The 20,377-nt window shown below is 70.3% G+C and carries 15 protein-coding genes; 7 read left to right on the top strand and 8 right to left on the bottom strand.

Annotated features, from left to right (window positions below):
• The first annotated feature begins 725 nt into the window (after window positions 1-725).
• The 3 genes from ACWDU1_RS12170 to ACWDU1_RS12160 all read left to right on the top strand — a co-directional run bounded on the left by ACWDU1_RS12170 (window position 726) and on the right by ACWDU1_RS12160 (window position 4,207).
• Window positions 726-1,763: a hypothetical protein gene (locus ACWDU1_RS12170; protein WP_449997977.1), complete on the top strand. Its 1,038-nt coding sequence runs from the start codon at window positions 726-728 to the stop codon at window positions 1,761-1,763.
• A 73-nt stretch (window positions 1,764-1,836) separates the two neighbouring features.
• A complete protein-coding gene (locus ACWDU1_RS12165; RefSeq protein WP_449997975.1) occupies window positions 1,837-2,928 on the top strand; it encodes a hypothetical protein in 1,092 nt (363 codons plus the stop codon).
• Window positions 2,929-3,010: 82 nt separating this feature from the next.
• Window positions 3,011-4,207 (top strand): aminotransferase-like domain-containing protein, encoded by a 1,197-nt coding sequence (locus ACWDU1_RS12160; protein ID WP_449997973.1) that lies wholly within the window; start codon window positions 3,011-3,013, stop codon window positions 4,205-4,207.
• 7 nt (window positions 4,208-4,214) lie between these two features.
• Here the strand turns inward: ACWDU1_RS12160 and glpK are convergent, their stop codons facing one another.
• Window positions 4,215-5,711: a glycerol kinase GlpK gene (gene glpK / locus ACWDU1_RS12155; protein ID WP_449997972.1), complete on the bottom strand. Its 1,497-nt coding sequence runs from the start codon at window positions 5,709-5,711 to the stop codon at window positions 4,215-4,217.
• A gap of 283 nt (window positions 5,712-5,994) precedes the next feature.
• On the opposite strand from glpK, the gene ACWDU1_RS12150 reads away from it, so the two are divergent.
• Complete coding sequence (locus tag ACWDU1_RS12150; protein WP_449997970.1) at window positions 5,995-7,728, top strand: glycerol-3-phosphate dehydrogenase/oxidase; 1,734 nt, start codon at window positions 5,995-5,997, stop codon at window positions 7,726-7,728.
• 46 nt (window positions 7,729-7,774) lie between these two features.
• On the opposite strand, the gene ACWDU1_RS12145 is transcribed toward ACWDU1_RS12150, so the two are convergent.
• The 4 genes from ACWDU1_RS12145 to vapB form a co-directional block, all read right to left on the bottom strand.
• Window positions 7,775-7,969, bottom strand: coding sequence for a hypothetical protein (locus ACWDU1_RS12145; RefSeq protein WP_449997969.1), 195 nt, complete (start codon window positions 7,967-7,969; stop codon window positions 7,775-7,777).
• A gap of 113 nt (window positions 7,970-8,082) precedes the next feature.
• On the bottom strand, window positions 8,083-8,862 hold the full coding sequence (locus ACWDU1_RS12140; RefSeq protein ID WP_449997967.1) for a DNA-formamidopyrimidine glycosylase family protein: 780 nt from the start codon (window positions 8,860-8,862) through the stop codon (window positions 8,083-8,085).
• 48 nt (window positions 8,863-8,910) lie between these two features.
• Window positions 8,911-13,503 (bottom strand): ATP-dependent helicase, encoded by a 4,593-nt coding sequence (locus ACWDU1_RS12135; protein WP_449997966.1) that lies wholly within the window; start codon window positions 13,501-13,503, stop codon window positions 8,911-8,913.
• Between the two features lie 58 nt (window positions 13,504-13,561).
• Window positions 13,562-13,819 (bottom strand): type II toxin-antitoxin system VapB family antitoxin, encoded by a 258-nt coding sequence (vapB, locus tag ACWDU1_RS12130; protein ID WP_449997964.1) that lies wholly within the window; start codon window positions 13,817-13,819, stop codon window positions 13,562-13,564.
• A gap of 97 nt (window positions 13,820-13,916) precedes the next feature.
• Between vapB and ACWDU1_RS12125 the strand changes: the two genes are divergently transcribed.
• Window positions 13,917-14,468, top strand: a complete 552-nt coding sequence (locus ACWDU1_RS12125; protein ID WP_449997962.1) for a histidine phosphatase family protein — start codon at window positions 13,917-13,919, stop codon at window positions 14,466-14,468.
• A 44-nt stretch (window positions 14,469-14,512) separates the two neighbouring features.
• Here ACWDU1_RS12125 and ACWDU1_RS12120 read toward each other — a convergent pair whose 3' ends face one another.
• Window positions 14,513-16,237 carry a serine/threonine-protein kinase gene (locus tag ACWDU1_RS12120; RefSeq protein ID WP_449997960.1) on the bottom strand — a complete coding sequence of 575 codons (1,725 nt, stop codon included), beginning with the start codon at window positions 16,235-16,237 and terminating at the stop codon, window positions 14,513-14,515.
• Between the two features lie 189 nt (window positions 16,238-16,426).
• Between ACWDU1_RS12120 and ACWDU1_RS12115 the strand changes: the two genes are divergently transcribed.
• Window positions 16,427-16,768: a hypothetical protein gene (locus ACWDU1_RS12115; protein ID WP_449997958.1), complete on the top strand. Its 342-nt coding sequence runs from the start codon at window positions 16,427-16,429 to the stop codon at window positions 16,766-16,768.
• A 13-nt stretch (window positions 16,769-16,781) separates the two neighbouring features.
• On the opposite strand, the gene lat is transcribed toward ACWDU1_RS12115, so the two are convergent.
• Together lat and ACWDU1_RS12105 are read right to left on the bottom strand one after the other, a co-directional pair.
• Window positions 16,782-18,140, bottom strand: coding sequence for an L-lysine 6-transaminase (lat, locus tag ACWDU1_RS12110; RefSeq protein ID WP_449997957.1), 1,359 nt, complete (start codon window positions 18,138-18,140; stop codon window positions 16,782-16,784).
• A gap of 85 nt (window positions 18,141-18,225) precedes the next feature.
• On the bottom strand, window positions 18,226-18,678 hold the full coding sequence (locus tag ACWDU1_RS12105; protein WP_449997956.1) for an Lrp/AsnC family transcriptional regulator: 453 nt from the start codon (window positions 18,676-18,678) through the stop codon (window positions 18,226-18,228).
• A gap of 181 nt (window positions 18,679-18,859) precedes the next feature.
• Here ACWDU1_RS12105 and amaB point away from each other — a divergent pair, with 181 nt between their 5' ends.
• Complete coding sequence (gene amaB / locus ACWDU1_RS12100) at window positions 18,860-20,320, top strand: L-piperidine-6-carboxylate dehydrogenase (RefSeq protein ID WP_449997978.1); 1,461 nt, start codon at window positions 18,860-18,862, stop codon at window positions 20,318-20,320.
• Window positions 20,321-20,377: the final 57 nt, after the last annotated feature.

Genomic DNA, 20,377 nt, shown 5'->3' with positions numbered 1-20,377 from the left:
CGTGTTTCCGGCCTCGAGACTTGCGGCTGCGCCGCTTTGCTTCGAGGCCGGAAACACGGGACGGCCCGCAACCTCGGAGGGCCTCGCTGGACTCGGCGCCGGGTGGGGGTGGGGGTCTGCTCGGCGGGGTGGCCTATTCGGATCTGGTTCGGGTTCGGTAATCCGCGGACGGCGCTGCGCCGACGTGAATTCGTCGTGCAGATGTAGTGAACGAATTCGTGCCCTATTCCCGAACAAAGATGAAATCCTTCCCACCTCTGAAAAATCGGACCACCGCGGGCCCGCCGGATTCCGCCATTTCCCCGACCCACAACGCGGCCGACCGCGAAGCGCCGAGTTTTACGAGGCCCTGAAAGGGTTCGGCCCGCGTCGCCTGTCAGCGGTCGAAGCGCATGTGGCGAAGCCACGAGTCTCGACCGCTGACAGGCGACGCTCCGGGGGCCGAACCCCGCGCGGCGAAGCCGCGCACGATAATTCAGCCACGTTGCCGGAAGGGCCACGGTGTGGTTCACTTCCGGAACAGAGATGCGATCGACGGGCGGTCGCGTGGTTTGGTGTCGGGGGGTTCGTCCTTCGGATCGGACAGCGAACGGCCCACCCGGGTCACCCGTCCGGTCCGTATCTCGGATTGTCAGAACTGGATACGGTCCGCGTATGGCGCCGGATCCGGGAGAGGGATTGGGCGAATAGTGAAACATCGTAAGCCGAACCGGGCGAGCCGGGCGGTGGCGAGCACTTCGCTGCCGCTTGCCACCGCTGCGGCGATGGCCATCTTCGCGTCGCCGGCGGGGGCCGTTCCCAGTGAGCAGCCGACGGCGCCGACCACGCCGACCACACCGGCGCCCGCGCAGCCGGGGACCAATCAGCAGCCGGGAACCAACCAGCAGCCGGGGACGAACGAGCAGCCGGGCGGCACCCAGGAGCAGAGCAGCCCGGAGACCACTCCCAGCCAGCCGGGGGTGCAGAACGAGAACCCGGAGGGTAGTACGCCCACTCCGAGTCCGAGCCAGCCCGGGGTGACCACTCCGGGGCCGGGCCAGGAGGGCGATCAGAGCCTGACGGGTCCCACCCAGCCGGGTGTGACCACTCCGCGCGTGGCACCGCTGCCGGTGCCGGGCCAGCCCGAGGCGGTCCAGCCGGCGGTTACGCCGGACAAGCCGGATGCTCCGCAGCCCGCGCAGCCGGGTGAGGCGCCCGCGCCGGCTCCGGAAGCCGGGGTGGACGTGCAGCCGGGTGCCCCGCAGACCGACACCCTGGTGCAGCCGCAGGAGCCGCAGTGGGATGCGCCGAGCCTGGATTCCGCGCCGGTGGCCCCGGTCGTCGAGATGCAGGGCCCGCATATGGAGATCGGTGGTGCGATCGACGGTGGGTCGCTGGCCCCGGGGCATTTCGCGAATACCCACCACTTCTCCAACCAGGCCGGTTATGTCGGCACGGCCGGCTTCCGCACCCCGCAGGGGACCGGCGAGGCCGGTATCTCGGTGGAGTTCGTCGACGAGAACACCATCAACGTCTCCACCTTCACCGGTGGTAACGGACTGCCGGACAACCGGCTGGACCACACCATCGACACCACTCCGGTGAACACCGCGAAGGCGGCGGTCGAGCATTGGATCGCGATGCAGCCCGGCGGTGCCGCCGCGCTGGACGCCGCGGCGAAGATTCCGCCGCCTCCGCCGCTGCTGCAGCCCGGCAACTACCCGGAGCAGTCGATCAACGTCGCTGGCGTCAACAGCCAGTGGGGTGGTTCACTCCAGTACTGATACGAGTGACATCTTGCCGGGTGGGGCGGTCGGTCACGGCCGCCCCACCCGCGTGTCTCGAAAGGGATAGGCAGTGACCGGCGAGGGCGAAGGCAGAGAGCGTGAATCGGAGCGGGCGGATTTCGGGCCCCCTACCGGCGATTTCGGGCCGCCCGTCTCGGAGTTCGGACCGCCCACGGGCGAACTGCCGCTCCAGGGCTGGCAGCCGGAGGGTTCGGAGAACCGGGAGCTGACCTGGCGGCCCGCGGGTTCCTCCGCGCCCGCCGCCCCGGAGACGCCCCCGGTGCCTCCGCCGCCGCCTCGGTACCGGGCTCCGGAAAGTTCCACTCCCCAATACCGCGCCCCGGACAGCTCGGTTCCGGTTCAACGTCCCGCGCCCACTTCTTCGGGTTCGCCGGGGTCGCCGGACGCGGCGACCGTCCGGCACCAGCTCCCCTCGGACAAGGCGCCGCGGCCCCCGGAGCGAGCCCCGGAGCCGGACCAGACGACGGTTCGTCATCGCACCGCGGAGCCGGGCTGGGGTACGCCCGGCCGGTCCGGCGAGTCCGGCGCCGGTGCGCCGCGGCCCAAGCCCGGTGGTCTGTCGTGGGACAGCGATCCGATCGCGCAGAAGCTGACACCGCAGTCGGTGGCGGGCGCGCTGGCTCGTAAACCGCGCCGGCAGCTGCCGTTGAACAAGATCATCACCGTTGCCGCCGTCCTGGTGGCCTTTCTCGCGATCGGGGTCGCGATCGTCGTCGTGACCAGCGGCGGGGACGAGAGCGCGGCGCCGCCCGCTCCCGCGGACGCGCTGAGCTGTCCGGCGAGCCAGGACGGCGCGGTCACCGTCGGCGACGGGATCGGCGATACCGAGAGCGGTCCGGGGGCGATTCTGGGCTTCCAGAACGCGTTCTACTCCGAGCGCAACGGCGTCGCGGCGCGGGAGTTCGTAGCGGCGGATTCGCCGTCGATCTCCTCGGCGGAGACCATCCAGAAGGCGATCGACGCCCAGATCCCGGTGGATACGCGACACTGTGTCCGGATCACCGAGCGGGCCGCCGACACCTTCGATGTCGATCTGACCGAGCGACGGCCCAACGGTACGACCACGGTGTACAAACAGACCGTGACCACGGTGGAGCGGGATGGAAAAACGCTGCTGTGGGTGATCGCCGACCGGCGCTGATCTCGAGATATGAGATCACAATTTCAGATCTTGGATTTCATGGGATGATTGGGTTTCGACCAGGTGCGTCCTTGGAGGCCCCATGCCCGACTCTCAACCGCCGCTGGCCGGCAAACTGTCCGGCCTCACCAGCTCGGCCATCCGTGACCTGCTGAAACTGACCGCGGACCCGAATATCGTCAGCCTCGCCGGCGGTCTGCCCGACGCCGCGCTCATGCCCGGCGCGCGGATCGCCGTCGCCGCGGAATCGGCGCTGCGTATCGGCGGAACGCTCCAGTACACCGAATCGCCGGGCTGGGGTCCGCTGCGTGAGGTGATCGCGACCCGGGAGTCCGCGCGGCTCGGGCGCACCGTCGGCACCGGCGAGGTCTTCGTCACCCACGGATCCCAGCAGGCGCTGTCGCTGCTGGCGGAGGTGCTGCTGGACCCCGGTGCGCTGGTGGTCGTCGAGGATCCGGCCTACGTGGGCGCACTGCAGGTCTTCCGGGCGGCCGGTGCCCGGATCGCGGCGGTACCGCTCGACGACGAGGGTCTGCGTATCGACGCGCTCGAGGAGCTGATCGCCGCGGGACAGCGGCCGGCGGTGGTGCATACGGTCAGCAATTTCCATAATCCGGGCGGCGTGACCATGAGTCCCCGGCGGCGGCAGGCGCTCGCGGCCCTGGCCGAGCGGCACGGGTTCTGGGTGATCGAGGACGATCCGTACGGCGAGCTGTGGTTCGATCGGCCCGCGCCGGATCCGGTCGCGTCCTATTCGCGTTCGGTGATCAGGTTGTCCTCGGCGTCCAAGATCATCGCGCCGACCCTGCGGGTGGGGTGGATGGTCGCCCCGGAACGGGTGTGCCGGGCGGTCGAACTGCTGAAGCAGGGCGCCGACCTCTGCGGCTCGGCGCTGACCCAGCAGATCGCCGCCGAACTGCTGGCCGACACCTCCTGGCTGGGCGGCCATATCGATACGGTGCGCGCTGTCTACGCGACGCGGGCCGGTGCGCTGGTCGAGGCGGTGAACAGCCGGTTCGGTGACAGGCTGCGGTGTAGTACGGCCTCCGGGGGCATGTTCGTCTGGGCCGAATTCACCGACGGCACGGATACCGCCGAACTGCTGCGACGCGCACTGCGGGCCGGTGTCGCGTTCGTGCCCGGGCAGGCGTTCGCGGTGAGTGCCGACTACACCCACGCCATGCGGATGTGCTTCACCACCGCCGCGCCGGAGGTGCTGGCCGAGGCCGTGGACCGGCTGGCGCGCGCCGCGGACCTGCCGGTGGCCGCTGGAGGGTGATCCCGGATCACTCCGCCCAGTCGTAGGTGCGTTCGACCGCCTTGTTCCAGTCGCGCAACCGCGCGTCCCGGTCGGCCGCGGACATGGTGCTGGTCCAGGTGCGGTCGGCGGTCCAGTTGGCGCGGATCTCGTCGGTACCCGACCAGAAACCCACCGCCAGGCCCGCGGCGTAGGCGGCGCCCAGCGCGGTCGTCTCGTTGACCGTGGGCCGGACCACGGGGAGGTCGAGGATATCGGCCTGGAACTGCATGAGCAGGTCGTTTTCGACCATGCCGCCGTCCACCTTGAGCGCCGCCGATTCCAGATCCAGGGATTGCGCCGCGGCGTCGGCGCGCATCGCGTCCATCACCTCACGGGTCTGGAAGGCGGTCGATTCCAGGATCGCGCGGGCCAGATGGGCCTTGGTGACGAACCTGGTCAGCCCGGCGATCACGCCGCGGGCGTCCGGCCGCCAGCGAGGCGCGAACAGGCCGGAGAAGGCCGGAACGATGTAGGAACCGCCATTGTCCTCGACGGTCCGGGCGAGCTCTTCGATCTCGGCCGCTGTGGAGATGATGCCGAGATTGTCGCGGAACCACTGCACCAGCGCCCCGGTCACCGCGATCGACCCCTCCAGCGCGTATACGGGCGGCTGTTCGCCGAGTTTGTAGCAGACGGTGGTCAGCAGGCCGTGTTCGCTGAAAACCGGAGTGGTGCCGGTATTCAGCAGCATGAAATTGCCGGTGCCGTAGGTGTTCTTGGCCTCGCCCGGGGAGAGGCAGGCCTGGCCGAAGGTCGCGGCCTGCTGATCGCCGAGAATCCCCGCGACCGGCACTCCCGCCAGCGGACCCGAGGTGATCTCGGCGTAGACCTCCGAGGAACTCCGGATCTCCGGCAGGACGGCCGCGGGCACCCCGATCTCCGCGCAGATCCGCTCGTCCCAGTCGAGGGTGCGCAGATCCATGAGCAGGGTGCGGGAGGCGTTGGTGACATCGGTGAGATGGCGTCCGGTGAGATTCCACAGCACCCAGCTGTCCACCGTCCCGAAGCAGAGTTCACCGGCCTCGGCGCGTTCCCGCGCGCCGGGAACGGCGTCCAGGATCCAGGCGACCTTGGGGCCGGAGAAGTAGGTGGACAGCGGAAGCCCGGTGCGGTCGGCATAGCGGTCCGCGCCGTGGGCTCCGGCGAACTCGGCGCACAGCCGATCGGTCCGGGTGTCCTGCCAGACGATGGCGTTGTGGATCGGGCGCCCGGTATCGCGTTCCCACACCACGGTGGTCTCGCGCTGGTTGGTGACCCCGACCGCGGCGATATCGCCCGCGCTCGCGCCCGCCTCGTCGAGGACCGCGCCGAGGACGAATTCTGTATTACGCCAGAGGGTTTGCGCGTCGTGCTCGACCCAGCCGGGTTTCGGGAAGATCTGATCATGCTCGCGCTGGGCGATCCCCGCCACCTGTCCCTGCCGGTCGAACAGAATGCATCTGCTCGATGTCGTGCCCTGGTCGATGGCGGCCACATAGCGCATGGCAGGAGGCTAGCGTAATCCGGCTCGCCCGCGCCGAGGGTCGCAGGACCGGCCGCGGTAGTGCCGCCCCGTGGGCTCCGATTCCCATACCGCCGATCGATCGATGTCTGCTCGGGCACAGCGCGGCGCTGTGAACGCGACCTGCGGCTCCCCGGCCACTAGGCTGTACTCGAACTCGGGAATGCACAGCCGACCTGGTCGACCGCGAAACCCCAGGAGTCGAACCGATGACGCGATACCCCCGCCGCCGCGGACCACATCAGCCCGCTCCGCAGGAGGACTCATGACCATCAAACCGGGAGCGCAGTTTCTCGGGCCGGAGCAGCGTCGCGCGGCATGGGACAGCCTGGGTAAGGACCATTTCGATGTGATCGTGGTGGGCGGCGGCGTCGTCGGGGCCGGGATCGCCCTCGACGCGGCGACCCGCGGTTTGCGGGTGGCGCTGGTGGAGGCACGGGATCTGGCCTCGGGAACCTCCAGCCGCTCGTCCAAGATGTTCCACGGTGGCCTCCGGTACCTGGAGCAGCTGGAATTCGGCCTGGTCCGGGAGGCGCTGCGGGAGCGGGAGCTGTCCATGGCGACGCTCGCCCCCCATCTGGTGAAACCGCTGCGTTTCCTGTATCCGCTCACCCGGCGTGCCTGGGAGCGGCCCTATGTCGCCGCGGGCCTCATGCTCTACGACACCATGGGCGGCGCGAAATCGGTTCCGGGACAACGGCACCTGACCCGGCACGGGGCCCTGCGGCTGGCGCCGGGCCTGCGCCGGAATTCGCTCATCGGCGGGATCAGTTACTACGACACCGTGGTCGACGACGCCCGGCACACTATGACGGTGGCCCGGACCGCCGCCCATTACGGCGCGGTGATCCGCACCTCCACCCAGGTGGTGGGGTTCCTGCGGGAGGCCGACCGGGTGACCGGTGTCCGGGTGCGCGACAGCGAGGACGGCCGCACCGCCGAGGTGCGGGGGCATGTGGTGATCAACGCGGCGGGCGTGTGGACCGACGAGGTGCAGGCGCTGTCGCAGCAGCGCGGCCGGTTCCACGTCCGGGCGTCCAAGGGCGTGCATATCGTGGTCCCGCGCGACCGCATCGTCAGCGATACCGCCATCATCCTGCGCACGGCCACCTCGGTGCTGTTCGTCATCCCGTGGGGTGCGCACTGGATCATCGGCACCACCGATACCGAGTGGAATCTGGACCTGGCCCATCCGGCGGCGACCAGGGCGGATATCGACTATCTGCTCGACCGGGTGAACCAGGTGCTGGTCACCCCGCTGACGCCCGCCGATATCGACGGTGTGTACGCGGGCCTGCGCCCGCTGCTGGCGGGGGAGAGCGACGAGACCTCGAAACTGTCCCGTGAGCACGCGGTGGCCCGGATCGCGCCGGGGCTCGTGGCCATCGCCGGCGGTAAGTACACCACCTACCGGGTGATGGCCTACGACGCGGTCGACGAGGCGGCGCAGGACATCCCGGCCCGGGTGTCGCCGTCGATCACGGAGAAGGTGCCGCTGCTCGGCGCCGACGGGTACTTCGCGCTGGTGAACCAGACGGTGCAGCTGGCCGAGGAGTACGGTCTGCACCCCTACCGGGTGAAACATCTACTCGACCGCTACGGATCGCTGATCGACGAGGTCATGGCGCTGGCCGCCGACCGCCCGGAACTGCGGCAGCCGATCGCCGCCGCACCCTCGTACCTGAAGGTCGAAGCGGTGTACGCCGCCGCAGCGGAAGGCGCCCTGCACCTCGACGATGTGCTGGCGCGCCGCACCCGCATCTCCATCGAGTACCCGCATCGCGGGGCCGAATGCGCCGCGGAGGTGGCGGAACTGATCGGGCCGGTGCTGGGCTGGGACGACGCCGAGACCGACCGTGAGGTCCGGACGTATCTGGCCCGGGTGGATGCCGAGGTGCGGTCGCAGACCCAGCCCGACGACGCCTCCGCCGACGCCCTGCGGATCGCCGCTCCCGAACCCCGCCCGGAAATCCTGGAACCGGTACCCACCGACGGCTGAGCCGTCAGCGGGTTTTCGACGGCTCAACCGCCCGAACCGGCGCGGCTCAGTGCGAGACGCGGTACTCCGGGGCCGCGGGCGCGGTACTGGCCGGTGCGAGCTGTGCGGGGTACCGGTGGGCGGGCGCAGAGGTCGCGGGATGCAGGAGGAAATAGCAGAACATCGCGGTGGCCACGACAGCGAGCACCGCGGACAGCAATTTGGCGGTGACGGCGGCCAGGTGGACGGTTCGGGTGTTCATGGGACCTGCTTCCGATGCGGTACCCGTGTGTCGTCGGAAAGATGCCGATCATTACTACGCCGATGGCGGCCGTCACAGAAGAGACAGCGTTAGGTCTGCGCCAGACTAACCGGTCAAGCGGGCGCGACCTGGCATTTCGGGCAGAAGTAGATTCCGCGTTCCCGCCGCGCCACCCGATCGCCGCGGGGCGCCGTCTCACCCAGCATCTCCACCCGGATCTGGGTGCCGCACCGTTGACAGGGCCACCGGATACGACCGTAGGCCAGCGGCCGCCACGGCGGTTCGTGCGCCGCGCGGTGCAGTACGCGGTGGGCCTCGTTCACCAGCGCGGGCAGATCGTCGACCGCCCCCACGGGTAGCGCCGGGTGGACTTTACGCAGATAGCAGATCTCGCTGCGGTAGATATTGCCGATTCCGGCGAGGTTTCGCTGGTCCAGGAGCGCGATTCCGATCGGGACCTCGGGGTCCCGGCTCAGCCGGGCCACCGCTTCCGCGGGGTCCCAGCCGGGGGCGAGCAGATCTGGGCCGAGGTGGTCGATGGCGATGTGCTCGTCGCGGCGGCGCAGGACCTCGACCAGTCCGAGGTCGAACCCCACCGCCTCCGATTCCGCGGTGCTCAGCACGACCCGCGCCCGGACCCGCGGTTTGGTCCAGCGCTGGCCGCAGTGGAAGATCCGCCAGGTGCCCTCCATCTTCAGATGGGTATGCACGCTGACCGTCTCGGTCCGGATGAACAGGTGCTTGCCGTAGCTGCCGACACTGTCCACGACCTGGTCTCGCAGGTCGACGGTCGCGTAGCGGGGCACCCGGAAATCGCTGCGAATCAGTGTCCGGCCCTCCAGTGCGGCCCGCAGCCGCCGGGCCGCGAGGAACACCACATCACCCTCGGGCACGGCGGCTCCGTTCCCGGCCGCACCGGCGCGCCGCGGTAACGGTGCAGATCATCGACGCCCCCGTAATCGCAGCCCCTGCGGGGTCGCGCTGAAACCGGCGTCGGTGAGGAACCCGGCGAAGGTGTTGCCGTGTACCGATTCACCGTCGACCCGGTCGATGACCAGCGAATCGATCCGGCCGTCCCGAACCAGACCGGCGAGGGCGCGGGCCGCGGCCTCCCGGGCAAGCGGATCTTCGGTGCAGGTGAGCATGGTTTTCCCGCCACGTTCCAGATACAGCACCAGATCGCCGTCCACCAGGACCACCAGCGCGCCGGCCTTGCGCCCCGGACGATGGCCGGCCGCGCCGGGGGTCTTGGGCCACGGGAGGGCGGCGCCGTACGGGTTGGCCGGATCGCAGGCAGCCAGCGCGAGGGCCACGCCGGTGGGCCGCCGGTCGCCGTCGAAGGATCGCAGCCTGTCCACGACATCGGTGGTGGAGAACTGGGCGCCACCGAGTGAGTCCACGAAATACCCGCGCCGGCAGCGGCCCCGGTCCTCGAATTCGCTGAGCACGCGATACAGCAGGGCGAACCCACCCGGAACGCCCTCGCCCTGCACCGCGCCCTTGGTCACCACTCCGTAGCGCTCCAGCAGCAGATCGGCGGTCGCGTGCGCGCGCACGGTGTTGTCGGTGACCCGGTCGGGTAGCAGCGACCACCGTCCGGCGACCGTCGGCGGCCCGGATCTGGTCGGCAACGCGGGCCGGGGCAGATAGGTACGGCCGCGGGGTGCCCGCCGCGGGGTGCGATGGCTGGCCGGAGCCCGGGTGGTTCCGGCCAGCCGGGACCGGACCGGGGCGAAAGTGTCACCGGAGACCAGGCCCGCCCACACCAGATCCCAGAGCGCCTCGGCGACCCCGGGATCGTCGAGGACGCCGGTGGCGTCCGCGAGCTGCCGGAAGAAGTACGCGCCGCCGCCCCCGGAGAGGCCGCCGGGCGGTACCGGCCGCCGCGGGCCGTCCGGGGCGGCCTCGCCGTCCGAACCGCCGGTGCCCGCCGCCGGTGCCCGTGCGGCCGGTTCGGCGCCCAGCGCGGTGAGCAGGGCGAGATGGAGATCGGTGAGTTCCACTTCGTCGGGTGGCGGGAGGGTCAGCGGCGCCTGATCGGCCGGATGCAACGCGATCCAGCCGTCCTTGGTGTTGATCGCGCCGTGCCCGGACCAGCGCACCTCACCGGTGGCCATGAGTTCGTCCAGGAGCGCCGGGCTGTAATCGCGCACCCGTGCGGGCAGGATCAGCGACTCCCAGGCCGAGGCGGGTGCGGCCACTCCCGCGAGCTGATCCACCACCGCGGCGACGCCGTCCAGGCCGCGTAGGTCCGTACCGCCGATATGTTGCCAATCGGGCAGGAACCGGCCCAGCGCCGCGGTGGCGACGGGTTCGATCTCGTGCCGGGCGGCGGCCAGACTCCGCCGCCGCAACCGGCGCAGCACCTCGCTGTCGCACCATTCCGACCCACCGGCCTCGGGTGTGAATTCGCCTTCCACGACGCGTTTCTCGGCGGCCAGTCGCTGTAGCGCGGTGGCGGCGACCGCGCTGCCCAGACCGAACCGGCGCGCCACCGCCTCGGTACCGAACGGACCGTGGGTACGGGCATAGCGCCCCACCAGATCGCCGAGCGGGTCGGCGACCGGTTCGATGAACGCGGCCGGCGTCCCGATCGGCAACGGGACCCCCAGCGCGTCGCGCAGCCGGGCGGCGTCTTCGACCGCGGTCCACCAGTTCTGCCCGGCGTAGGACACCTCGAGCGCGCGGCGGGCGGCGGCGAGCTGTGCGAACCATTCCGCGGGATCGTCGCGGCATCGCCGCCGGGCCTCGTCCGGGGTGAGTGGGCCGAGCAGGCGCAGCAGGTCCGCCAGACCTTCCGCGTCGCGGGCGGCGCGTTCGGGTGTCAGCCGTTGCAGTTCCCGTTCGGTCTGCTCGATGACCTCGGCGTCCAGCAGTTCCCGCAGTTCGACTCGGCCGAGCAGTTCGGCCAGCAGGCTCGAATCCAGTGAGAGCGCCGCCGCGCGGCGTTCGGCCAGTGGGCTGTCGCCGTCGTACATGAACTGGCCGATGTAGTCGAACAGCAGTGCGTTGGCGAAGGGCGAGGGCGTGGCCGTCTCGACCTCTACCAGCCGCACCTGACGACGGGCCACCTTGCCGAGCAGATCCCGTAACGCCGGCAGGTCGTACACATCGCGCAGGCATTCGCGCACGGTTTCCAGCAGGATCGGGAAGTCGGGGAATTTCCGGGCCACATCCAGCAACTGAGCCGAACGCTGGCGTTGCTGCCACAGTGGTGCGCGCCGCCCGGGATCGCGGCGGGGTAGCAGCAGCGCCCGGGCCGCGCATTCCCGGAAACGCGAGGCGAACAGGGCCGAACCGCCCACCTGTTCGGTGACCAGATCGTCGATCTCGTCGGGCTCGAAGACGAAGAGTTCGGCACCGGGCGGTTCGTCGGTGGTATCGGGCAGCCGTACCACGATCCCGTCGTCGGAGGCGTTGGGCGCGGCATCCACGCCGAACCGTTCCCGCAGCCGGGAGCCGACCGCCAGGGCCCAGGCCGCGTGCACCGGCATGCCGAAGGGGGAGTGCAGGATCAGCCGCCAGTCGCCCAGTTCGTCACGGAACCGCTCGACCACCAGCGTGCGGTCGGTGGGCAGGCGGCCGGTGGCCGCGCGCTGATCCTCCAGCAGGGCACGCAGGTTACCGATCGCGTTCTCGTCGAGACCGGCGGTGGCGGTGCGGGCGGTGAAATCGGCTCCGGCGGTATCCGACCCGGCGTTGCGCACGAATTCGCCCAGCGCGGCACCCAGTTCGGCCGGGCGGCCCAGTGAATCGCCGTGCCAGAACGGTAACCGGCCGGGATGTCCGAACGCGGGAGTGACCAGGACGCGGTCGTAGGTGATGTCCTCGATCCGCCAGCTGGTGGCACCCAGCGCGAAGACATCGCCCACCCGGGATTCGTACACCATCTCCTCGTCGAGTTCGCCTACCCGTGAGGCCTTCTCACCGACCATGTACACCGCGAACATGCCGCGATCGGGGATGGCGCCGCCGGAGGTGACGGCCAGGCGCTGCGCGCCCGGGCGGCCGGTCAGGGTGCCGGCGTCGCGATCCCAGACCAGCCGGGGCCGCAGTTCGGCGAACTCGTCGGAGGGGTAGCGCCCCGACAACAGATCCAGCACGGCCTCGTAGGACGAACGGGGCAGCGCGGCATAGCTTCCGGCGGCGCGCACGGTATCGAACCAGGCGTCGACGTCCAGCGGCTCCAGCGCGCAGGCCGCGACGGTCTGCTGCGCCAGGATGTCCAGCGGATGCGCCGGGATCTTCAGCGCCTCGATCTCGCCGGACAGCATCCGCTGGGCCGCCACCGCGCAGTGCACGACATCGGTGCGGTGTTTCGGGAAGACCACCCCGCGCGATATCTCGCCCACCTGGTGCCCGGCGCGGCCGATCCGCTGCAGGCCGCTGGCCACCGAGGGCGGCGCCTCCACCTGCACGACGAGATCCACCGCGCCCATATCGATACCGAGTTCGAGGCTGCTGGTGGCCACCACGCATCGCAGGCGCCCGCTTTTCAGGTCGTCCTCGATGAGGGCGCGCTGTTCCTTGCTCACCGAACCGTGGTGCGCGCGGGCGAGCAGGGTGTCCGCGCCGTGGCTCACCTCGGTGGACGGGCCGAGCTGGGCCGGCGGGGCGTGCGCGGTATCGGGGCCTTCGCCGAGGCGGTCGGCGTAGGTCTCGTTGAGACGGGCGGTGAGCCGTTCGGCCAGCCGCCGCGAATTGGCGAAGACGATCGAGGACCGATGGGCCAGAACGAGATCGACGATGGCCTCGTCCACATGCGGCCACAGCGAACCGGGCTGGTCGGAATCACCCGGTTCGGTCATATCGGGGATCGGCACCCGGACAGACAGATCGAAGGTCTTGGGCGCGGGCGGCGAGACGATGGTGATCGGCGCCGAACCCACCAGGAACCGGCCGACCTCCGCCGGCGGGCGCACCGTCGCGGACAGGCCGATGCGCTGAACGGGTGTCTCGGTGAGGGTGTCGAGCCGGGCCAGGGACAGCGCCAGATGCGAGCCGCGTTTGGATCCGGCGATGGCGTGCACCTCGTCGACGATGACCGTGCGCACACCGCGCAGGGTGTCGCGGGCCGCCGAGGTGAGCATCAGGAACAACGATTCGGGAGTGGTGATGAGGATATCGGGCGGCGTACGCTGCAGCCGCCGCCGCTCCTGGGCGGTGGTATCGCCGGAACGGACGCCGACGCTGATCTCCGGGGCCGGCAGTCCCAGCCGCCGGGCCGTCTGGCGCACTCCCACCAGCGGGGCGCGCAGGTTGCGCTCCACATCCACCGCCAGCGCCTTCAGCGGGGAGATGTAGAGCACGGAAGTGCCCTCCGAAGACGGCTCGGCCGGTTCGGCCGGTTCTGCCGCGGCGAGCCGGTCGATCGCCCACAGGAACGCCGACAGGGTCTTACCCGAGCCCGTGGGGGCGATCACCAGGGTGTGCTCCCCGGCCGCGATGGCGCGCCACGCGCCCAGCTGCGCGGCCGTCGGCGCCGGGAAGGCGCCGTCGAACCACTGCTGGGTGGCGGGCGAGAACTCGGTCACGGAACCCAGTGTGCACCCGGCCACCGACAGGCGGCCGGGTGCGCGGACGCGGGCGCCGTCAGGTCAGGGACCCGTCGACCATTTCGGGCAGATCGGGATCGAGGACGGGCGGCCCGTGGAGATCGGGAATACGGGAATCGCGGACGAGCCCCGCCAGCCGAACCAGATCCTCGGTGGTCACGCCGCCGACCGGGCGGAACTCCCGGTCGAGCCGGCGGCGGAGGAATTCGCTACGAGATATTCCCAGTAGATCGGCTTGCCGGTCGATTTCGTCGATCACCGCGCCGGGCACGGCCCGGATGTGGATATCCGTCATTCCTCGATCACCTCCTGCTCGCAGTGGCACGGGGCCGGGAGCCGGCGCGCTACCGAGCCGGCGACCGGTGACAGTCCGGTGTTTCTATGCTGCGACAGTGCCTGGTGTTCGTAAACTCGACCTGATCTCCCACGGTGTCACCGAGGCGTTGCGGGCGGCGCGCTTCCCGTCCGACGAACCGCTGACCCCGGCGGGGCGGGCGGCGCTGGCGGAGCGGGCTGTCGAACCACCGGCGAACGCGCTGGTGCTCGCGGGCCCGGAGCGGCGGACCAGAGAGACCGCCGAAGTTCTCGGCCTGGACGCCGCGCCACTATCGAGGTTACGCGATCTCGACGCCGGCGCCTGGCACGGTGCATCGTTTGACGACCTCTCGGCCGGGGAGGTGAGCCGCTGGCTCACCGAACCCGGCTACCGCGGTCACGGCGGCGAGTCCGTTCTGGATCTGTGCGAACGGGTCGGCGGCTGGCTGGACGATCTCACCCGCGAGCCGGTCACCGCCACGTTCGCGGTCACGCACCCCGCGGTCGTGCGCGCGGTGCTGATCCGCGTTCTGAACGCGGCGCCCGAGTCGTTCTGGCGCATCGATGTGGCCCCGGGCAGCCGGGTTCGTCTGCACTACCGCGGCGCGTGGACGCTGCGGTTGCCGTGACATCGCGCTGCCTCGGCACCGGGGGCACCCTCGCCGGGTACGGCCTATCCCAGAGGCACCGAGGTGCCGCGCGACAGTGGGAAATCGCGGAAGGTCATGCTCGCCGGTACCGATTCGGCCGGCACCCCGTACACCAGATGCGTGCCCATCGATTCGCCCGGCTGTAGTGACCGCGGAGCGGCCGCGGATGCTGACCGCACGGCGGTGGCGGTCACATCGGGGGCGAAGGTGCCGCCGGCCGTATCGTGCAGTTCCTGCCCGACCGGCATATAGGTCTTCGGGTCGGCGGCGATATTGCGGACGGTGAAGCTGACCACCACGAAGCTGCCCTCGGCCCGTTCGAAACCGACCGCCCGCACCCCCGACTCCACATTCCGGACGACGAACTCGAAATTGCCGTCGCGGACCGGGTCCCCGGGCGCCGGGGCGGGACCGGGCGCGCTGTCGCCGCCGCCGGTGAAGACATGGAACGATCCGGCGCCGTCCACCAGCGCGGCCACGCACCCGCCGATGAGGATCAGCGGGACCACGACCAGGATGATCAGCCACAGCAGGAACCGGGGAAAACGGCGTCTCCGGCGCCGGGGCGGGGTGGGGGTACGGCCCCGCGGCGGACGCCGTGCGGGCGCGGGCCGGCGCGGGGCGGGGGCCACCGGCGGGTTCGGGCCGCCGTGGGTGCCCGCACGGGGGTCGTACGGGCCGCCCGCGCCGCGGTATCCGGTTTCGGCCCGGGTGTAGGAGCGGGTCGCCGGATGGGCGGGCTGCGGGGCGGGCGCGGGGGGCGCGTACTCGGTGTAGGCGCGGGTGCCCGGGAGCGCGGCGGCCTCGTAGCGGCGAGTCGCCGGCAGGTCCGGGGCGGGTGCTTCGTAGCGGCGGGTGGCGGCGGGGACCGCACCCACTTCGTAATGCCGGGTGCCGGGATGTTCCGCCGGTACCGCGGGACCGCGACCGGCGAGGGCTTCGTCGGCGGCGCGGGCGAACTCTCCGGCGCTCGGATAGCGGTGGTCCGGATCCTTGGCCAGCGCCCGCGCGATCACCCGGTCCAGTCCGGCCGGTATCTCCGGGGCCACGGCGCGAACGCTCGGCGGCGCGGCGGTGAGATGGTCGTGCATCTGCCGGGCGGGATCGGTATCGCCGAAAGGTCGTGCTCCCGAGAGACTTTCGAACAGCACGCACCCCAGCGAATACACGTCGGCGCGGGCATCGGTGGTGCCGGTGAACCGTTCGGGTGCCATATAGGCCCAAGTCCCGACCGCCAGCCCCGAGGCGGTGAGCGCGGTGCTGCCCGCGCCGTGCGCGATGCCGAAATCGATCAGATAGGCGAAACCGTCGGGCCGGACGACGATATTGGACGGTTTCACGTCTCGGTGGACCAGGCCCGCCCGATGCGCGGCGTCGAGGGCAGCGCCGATCTGGGACACCACTGCGACCGCGCGAGCGGGGGACAGGGCGCCCTCCCGGCGCAGGATATGGGATAGATCCTCGCCCTCGACGAATTCCATCTCGATGAACAACCGGCCGTCCAGCTCGCCGTGGGCATGGATCGGCACGATATGCCGGTCGTGCAGGCGGGCGGCGAGTTCGGCCTCGCGTTCGAATCGGCTGCGGTAGGTGGGGTCCGCGGCGAGTTCGGCCGGCAGCAACTTCAGCGCGACCCGCCGAGCCGGGCGTCCCCCGGCGGGATCGGCGGTGGCCAGCCACACCTGGCCCATTCCACCCTGGCCGAGCAACCGTTCGAGCCGGTAGCGGCCCAATCGCCCGCCGGTCATGACCCATCCTTCCTGCCACCGTGGCCCGTATCGGTGCACCGGGCGCGGTGCTGCCGGCCCGGGAGCGGGCCCGGCCTGTACACGACAGTAACCGCGCGGGCCGCACGGGCACAGTGTGAGGTCACCGACGCGGGGGCTCGGCCGCCCGACCGCGCCGACGGTGACAGTGGTGTGTGCGAAGGTTTCCGGATGGAAGCGATCGAGATCAATGCCGGCGCGTGGTATCTGCGCGCGCTGCGGGCCGACGATCGGATAGACGACAGGCCGGCCCTGGCGGCGGGCGGGGTGACCGATCCGGATCATGTGGCGCGGCGCGGTGCGCAATGGGAAGCGGAGACCCATTTCTCGTGGGCGGTGTGCGACCCGGTGACCGCGGAAATGGTGGCCGAGATCGGCGTCACCCCGCAGGCCGATGGCACAGCGCGGATCGACGGCTGGGCCCGGTCCGGCTACGAGCACGCACTCGACGCCGGGCGGGCGGCGGTCCGCCGGTTCGCGGAGGACGCACTGGGGTTGCGTCCGCAATCCTGACCGCCGCCGCGGTTCAGCGCATCCCGGTCAGCACCCGGTCCAGCGCGGCGACCGCGGCGATCAGTTCCTCGGGCGTCACGATCAGCGGCGGCCGGAACCGGATACCGGACGGCCCGGTCCCGATCATCAGGACTCGCTCGCGTTCGCGCAGCTCGGTGAGCACGGCATCGCGGAACCCGCTGTCGGGCAGCGTGATCGCGCACATCAGCCCACGTCCGCGCGGTTCGGTGACCACCGGATGGCGGTCGGCGAGATCACGCAGCAGATCTACGAGCTGATTACCCAGCAGGGCGGCCCGCCGGATCAATCCATCGCGTTCGACGACCTCCAGGATCCGCCGGGTCCGCACCATATCCGTGAGATTGCCGCCCCAGGTGGAATTGAGACGCGAGGAGACGGCGAAGACGTTGTCGGGCACCTCGTCCACCCGGCCGCCGGCCATGATCCCGCACACCTGCGTCTTCTTGCCGAACGCCACCACATCGGGTTCCAGCCCGAACTGCTGGTAGGCCCAGGTGGTTCCGGTCATGCCGACACCGGTCTGCACCTCGTCGACGATGAACAGCGCGTCGTTGGCATGGCACAGCCGCTGCATCGCCCGCAGGAACTCCGGGCGCATATGGCGGTCGCCGCCCTCGCCCTGGATGGGTTCGGCGATGAAGCACGCGATGCCGTTGGGGCGGTCGGCGAAGGCGCGGACCGCCTGATCGAGAGCGCGCTGCTCGGCGGCGGCGATATCGTCGGAAGCGCCGTAGCAGGGGGTTTCGATCCGGGGCCAATCGAAGGCCGGGAAGCGCTCGGTTTTCACCGGATCGGTGTTGGTCAGCGACAGCGTGTAGCCGGTGCGGCCGTGGAACGCGCCGGTGAGGTGCAGTACGCCGCCCTCCTGGCCGGGACGGGTCGTGCGGCCGTGGCGCTCGTTGTGCCGGCTCTTCCAGTCGAACGCGGTCTTCAGCGCGTTCTCCACCGCGAGCGCGCCGCCGTCGATGAAGAACAGATGCGGTAGCCGCGGGTCGCCGAGTACCCGGACGAACGTGTCCACGAATCCGGCCAGCTCCACGGTGTAGATATCGGAGTTGCTCGGCTTGTTCACTGCGGCCGTGGTCAATTCGTTGCGGAACCCGGCGTCGCCGGCCAGCGCGGGATGGTTCATACCCAGTGCGCTGGAAGCGAAGAACCCGAACATATCGAGGTAGGAGGTGCCGTCCCGGGCGTCCACCAGACAGCAGCCGTGGGAGGCGGGCAGGTCGAGAACCAGATCGAAGCCGTCGGCGAGGATGCTCGCTGCCAGCGACTCGTGCACGCGCGCGGCGGGGATTCGGCGGTGGGCCGTGCCATCGCCGTTGCCGGACCGTTCCAGTTCGATGGTCACATATCGACGGTACGGGAGCCGCAAAGGACTTGTCGGGAAATTTTCCTGACAAGTCCATAACAAGACGGAGTTGTTACGTGATCAACTACTTTTCGTAGAATGTCTGCAGGATGATGGTGCTCCGCGTGCGGACGTTGGCCGTCGCCCGGATCTGCTGTAGCAGCTGTTCCAGATGCCGCGGCGAGGCCACCCGGACGAGCAGGATGTAGCTCTCGTCGCCCGCCACCGAATGGCAGGCCTCGATACCCGGCAGATTCTGCAGCAGCGCCGGAGCGTCATCGGGCTGGGACGGGTCGAGAGGAGTGATCGCGACGAATGCCGACAGTAACTGTCCCAATGCCTCGGGATCGACGTTCGCGGTATACCCGCGGATCACGCCGCGCGCCTCGAGCCTGCGCACCCGGGACTGCACGGCGGATACCGAAAGGCTCGCCTTCTCGGCCAGATTGGACAGGGTCGCCCGTCCATCGGCCATCAGTTCCCGGATCAGCAGGCGATCGATCTCATCCAGGGGTGGTTTTGCCGGTGTTTCCGCCATCAGCGAAGGCTAACGTAGGCGACACACCGCCGGAACTCAGTTGTGAACGTTCATTCTCCGGCTGTGCCATTCGCGCAGCGTATTTCGTCCGGCCGAACCCGAGGAGTTCGCGATGACAGAGATCGACAGCGAGAATCCGGTCCTGGCTCCGGCCCACCGGATCGGGGAATTGTTGCGCGGGATGGGGCTGTCCCACCCCGCCTCCGGTGACCTACTCGTCCGGTGCCCGATCAACGGTGAACTGCTGATCGGGCTGCGGCCCGATACCCCCGCCGAGATCGACGCCGCCATCGCCGACGCGGCCGCGGCATTCAGCGCGTGGCGTCTGGTCCCCGCGCCGCAACGCGCCGCGGTGGTGCGCGAACTGGCCGTACTGCTGCGCCGCCACCAGGACGAACTGGCCGAACTGGTCACGCTGGAGGTCGGCAAGATCCCGGCCGAGGCGCGCGGCGAAGTGCAGGAGATGATCGATATCTGCGATTTCGCCGTGGGACTGTCACGCCAGCTCTACGGCTACACCATGCCTTCGGAACGTCCGGGGCACCGGCTCATGGAAACCTGGCATCCGCTCGGGGTGGTCGGGGTGATCTCGGCCTTCAACTTCCCGGTGGCGGTCTGGGCCTGGAATACCGCGATCGCGCTGGTCTGCGGCGACGCCGTGGTGTGGAAACCGTCGGAACGCACGCCGGTGACCGCGCTGGCCTGCCACGGACTCCTCGGCCGGGCGGCCCGCGCGGCCGGCGTGGACGAACGAATCCACCGGCTGATCCTCGGGACCGCCGACGCGGGCGCGCGGCTGGTGGACGACGAACGGGTGGCGCTGGTCAGCGCGACCGGCTCGGTCGCCATGGGCCGGAAGGTGGCGCCGCGGGTGGCCGCCCGATTCGGCCGCTGCCTGCTGGAACTGGGCGGCAACAATGCCGCCGTGGTCACCCCGTCGGCCGATCTGGACCTCGCCGTGCGCGGCATCGTCTTCGCCGCCGTCGGCACCGCCGGGCAACGGTGCACGACGCTGCGCCGGCTCATCGTCCACACTTCTGTCGCCGACGAACTCCAGACCCGGCTGGTCGACGCCTACAGGCAACTGCGCGTGGGCAACCCGCTCGACCCCGGCGTCCAGATCGGCCCGCTGTGCGCCCCCGACGCGCTGACGGGCATGCGCGACGCGCTGGACCGGGCCCGCCGCGACGGCGGCGACCTGCTCTACGGCGGCGAGCAGGTGGTGTTCGACGAATACCCCGACGCGCAGTACGTCCGCCCGGCCATCATCCGGATGCCCGACCAGACGGATGTGGTCCGCGAGGAGACCTTCGCGCCGATCCTGTACGTCCTCACCTACGACGATTTCGATACCGCGCTCGCGCTGCACAACGGCGTGCCCCAGGGGCTGTCGTCGGCGGTCTTCACCACCGACCAGCGGGAGGCCGAACGCTTCCTCGCCGCCGACGGGTCCGACTGCGGTATCGCCAATGTGAACATCGGAACCTCCGGCGCGGAGATCGGCGGGGCGTTCGGCGGGGAGAAACACACCGGCGGTGGGCGGGAATCGGGGTCGGACGCGTGGAAGGCCTATATGCGTCGCGCCACCAACACCGTCAACTACTCCCGCGATCTGCCGCTGGCCCAGGGGATACGGTTCTGAGATATTGGCGCGGCTTCGCCGCGCGGGGTTCGGCCCCTGAAGCGTCTGCTGTCAGCG

The sequence above is a fragment of the Nocardia sp. NPDC003345 genome, assembly GCF_053589395.1.
The sequence above is the reverse complement of the archived record's forward strand: the minus strand, read 5'-3'. Positions and strand labels throughout refer to the sequence as shown.

What these genes read in the sequence shown, in the direction of transcription:
- ACWDU1_RS12120 (WP_449997960.1), bottom strand. Translation starts at nt 16,237, where the DNA reads ATGACCGGCGGGCGATTGGGCCGCTACCGGCTCGAACGGTTGCTCGGC.
- amaB (WP_449997978.1), top strand. Translation starts at nt 18,860, where the DNA reads ATGGGGCTGTCCCACCCCGCCTCCGGTGACCTACTCGTCCGGTGCCCG.
- ACWDU1_RS12150 (WP_449997970.1), top strand. Translation starts at nt 5,995, where the DNA reads ATGACCATCAAACCGGGAGCGCAGTTTCTCGGGCCGGAGCAGCGTCGC.
- glpK (WP_449997972.1), bottom strand. Translation starts at nt 5,711, where the DNA reads ATGCGCTATGTGGCCGCCATCGACCAGGGCACGACATCGAGCAGATGC.
- ACWDU1_RS12145 (WP_449997969.1), bottom strand. Translation starts at nt 7,969, where the DNA reads ATGAACACCCGAACCGTCCACCTGGCCGCCGTCACCGCCAAATTGCTG.
- vapB (WP_449997964.1), bottom strand. Translation starts at nt 13,819, where the DNA reads ATGACGGATATCCACATCCGGGCCGTGCCCGGCGCGGTGATCGACGAA.
- ACWDU1_RS12115 (WP_449997958.1), top strand. Translation starts at nt 16,427, where the DNA reads ATGGAAGCGATCGAGATCAATGCCGGCGCGTGGTATCTGCGCGCGCTG.
- ACWDU1_RS12105 (WP_449997956.1), bottom strand. Translation starts at nt 18,678, where the DNA reads ATGGCGGAAACACCGGCAAAACCACCCCTGGATGAGATCGATCGCCTG.
- ACWDU1_RS12160 (WP_449997973.1), top strand. Translation starts at nt 3,011, where the DNA reads ATGCCCGACTCTCAACCGCCGCTGGCCGGCAAACTGTCCGGCCTCACC.